Annotated in this window: 3 protein-coding genes; all 3 read left to right on the top strand. The window is 47.7% G+C overall.

Translation table 11 applies throughout. The features are described from left to right. Positions 1-173 precede the first annotated feature (173 nt). Positions 174-1,448 carry a hypothetical protein gene (locus tag NW807_RS09485; RefSeq protein ID WP_414425945.1) on the top strand — a complete coding sequence of 425 codons (1,275 nt, stop codon included), beginning with the start codon at positions 174-176 and terminating at the stop codon, positions 1,446-1,448. Continuing rightward, positions 1,408-1,965, top strand: coding sequence for a hypothetical protein (locus tag NW807_RS09480; protein ID WP_414425944.1), 558 nt, complete (start codon positions 1,408-1,410; stop codon positions 1,963-1,965). Before NW807_RS09485 ends, NW807_RS09480 begins: the two co-directional genes overlap by 41 nt. 543 nt (positions 1,966-2,508) lie before the next feature. Next, positions 2,509-2,695, top strand: a 187-nt coding sequence (locus NW807_RS09475) for a hypothetical protein (RefSeq protein WP_414425943.1), incomplete at its 3' end; no start/stop codon positions are given.

Here is a 2,695-nt window from a genome sequence, read left to right as displayed (position 1 = left end):
GGTCGTGGCTACTTAACCTCGAGAACAGCATCGAGGAAGGACAGGAAATATCCGACGACGACACTAGGCTCCTGCTTGGATACGTTCGAGAGTGGAGCGGCGGTAACTTGCTATGGAAAGTGCTGTGAGAAAGGATTAAGGCAGATACTGCAAGAGTTGTTATTCTCCCGGCGGTGCTGCAAGTTATCAACTCAGCTAGAGAGATTAGCAGGGCTCTAGATGTTCTAATCAACACAAGACGAATTCAGACATTGGAGGAGGTAGATAGGCAAAGAAAGTATATTCAGGAAAGACGAGAGCAGTGCAAGGAAGCAATAGATCAAGTAGCCCAACGGTTTATCAATGACATTAAAAGTTTACTCGACAAAATTGCTAGTGCCGACGGCACTCTTGAATCCCTATCAAAGATAGAGGAAGAAGCCAGAAAGAAGGGCTGGCAGGTTTTCCCCCAGCTTGCTGACTTTGTGGACGAGCAGGTCAAAGACCTGATTAATAAGATCGTCGCCCCAGTTCGAGATGCTCTTGAGGAAGAAATTGGGGTTTATCAGCTAGAAGACGTCCTGAAAGAGCTGATCCCTGCTCACATTGCCAACTTCGTTGCTAGATCATGCGACCTGACAATCAGGGTATTGAGAGGTTGTGAGCGTCAGGAAGATAGCTTCGTTCTCAGAGTGCGTGTTGAGGAGAAAACCGGAGAGCGCCATGAGAAGATAGAAAGAGCTGAGCGCGCTGTTTTAGCTCTGTACCAATCGGTCAAGGATGCTCTTGAGCATAGGGCAGAGTTTCTGTTTCAAGCCAAGGCGCAAACCTTTGAGAGATTTGCAAACTCCTTGATCTCCCAGTATGCTATGCAACTTACTGGAAAGATAGAGGAGATCCTCACAGCCTCAGAGGAAGACAGGCTAAGGATCCTAGAGTTAATCAAAGCCGGCGTTGAGGTAAAGAGTGAGCCTTTGCACATTACAGAAGATGTCTTTCTCTTTAGGAAGGAGATAGAAATAGAAGCTGAGAAAATAGACATAACGCAAACAATTAAAAAGTCTAGATCTTGCTTCGGAGGCACGACATACGAAAAGATTAAGGTTGGTACAGAGTTCTATCAAAAGCTAACTGTGCCCAGCTTTGATAAGATGGCTGAGGAGTGGTCAAGAGGAGCAGAAGCCGGTAAGCAAAGGCTATGGCAAGTCTTGAGAGAATGGATTTTAAGTTACATGGAAAAGCTAAGAAAGACTACCCAAGAATTGGTTAAAAAGGCGCTCGATTTCTCCATGGATGAGCTAAATAGGCAAAGAAAGCTAGTCGATGAGAGCTTTAACCAAGCAGTAGCCATAGTCGAAGGTCTGGAGAATAGGAAGAATACAATTGAAAGTCTTGTTCAGACTTTGTCTCGCTTAGGGAGTGACCATGATGGGCGAGAACGACAGAGAGCAGAGAGAGTTTCTTGCTAAAGCACTCGCTGTAGGACTTGGAGCTATTGCTGGTGGTGCTATTGGGGGTCCAATAGGAGCTGCTTTCGGAGCAGTGGCTGCACTCTTGGTTGAAGAAAATTTATCCAACCCCAAGCCACCCAAGCCTGAACTTGAATCTTCTTCTGGGCCTCCCCAACCTCAGATCTCCAACCGTTTGGTCGTGCTGGCTTTAAGGTCTACCCAGTTTCGCGAATACTTTTCTCACCTCTCCCCTGGGCAAAAAATAACAGAGAAGACTACGTGCGAGCTCCTTTATAGAAACACAAAGTACATCTGGAGAGGTACACAGGAAAAGTTCAAAGAGCTGAAGGAGCAAGTCGAGAAGCTTGCTGCTGAAGGTTCTGATGACGAAGGCACTTTCCATCTGGTGGCTCTCGAGACTGACGAAGGGCTTCCTGGACTTGGCAAGAACGCAAATCCTCTTGAGCGAAGAGATGCGTTTCTAGCTCTAGCCAGCAAAGGGAAGATTATCTGGGTTTCCCCCCGTTACATTTAAGCTCCCTTTCTAACAAGGGCTTCTACTCTGTGTGACTGCAACTTTGGAAGCGTAAGTCATGCTAATTCCAACCCTTCTTTTTGCTTCTCCTTCGATTGTTAGTGGACTTTTGGATGGATCCCTGGTTCGCTACGGTGGCGTCGTTCGGGAAGCTGCTACAGGTTGCATTGTTAAGCACTTAGCCGAAGCTCCTGGGCTGACCAGCTTGCTGATGAATGCTCCAGGACTCGAAGCCATAAACTGGGTAATCAATTCTCTTGCTCACCAAGCTACTCACCGAAAGCTTGAGATTTTGCAGCACACTGCTACTAAGATTTTGGGGCTTTCTCAGGTATCGGCTGGCGCTAGCGTTTTAAACCTAGGCGTTAGCGCTATTGGCTTTACCTACATGCACTTCCACCTGAACCAATTGCAAGACTCTATTGACCGCCTAGAAAGGGTTGTTAGGGAGGGGATCCAGAACCTCCAAGGGAGGTTAGATGACCTCTCTGGCCAATTAGCCTACTTACAAGCTTTGGCCGTTCAAAGCAGAGCCGAAATCCTATGGCTATCTCCAATTTGCATCGTGCGCTTTTCATCCAAGGCCTTGCCAAGCTCCAGGCAGAGTTGGCCAGTTTGCACCGATTCCATGAGGCTTCTCCTCGCGATGCCCTTAAAGCGCTAGCAGAGGCCCGCATTTTTTTCTCTGACCAAGCCCATCAGATCCCTGTTGAGCGCCAGGCCCACTGCC

The organism is Synechococcus sp. R70.1 (genome assembly GCF_047461675.1).
GTDB lineage: Bacteria > Cyanobacteriota > Cyanobacteriia > Thermostichales > Thermostichaceae > Thermostichus.
The sequence above is the reverse complement of the archived record's forward strand: the minus strand, read 5'-3'. Positions and strand labels throughout refer to the sequence as shown.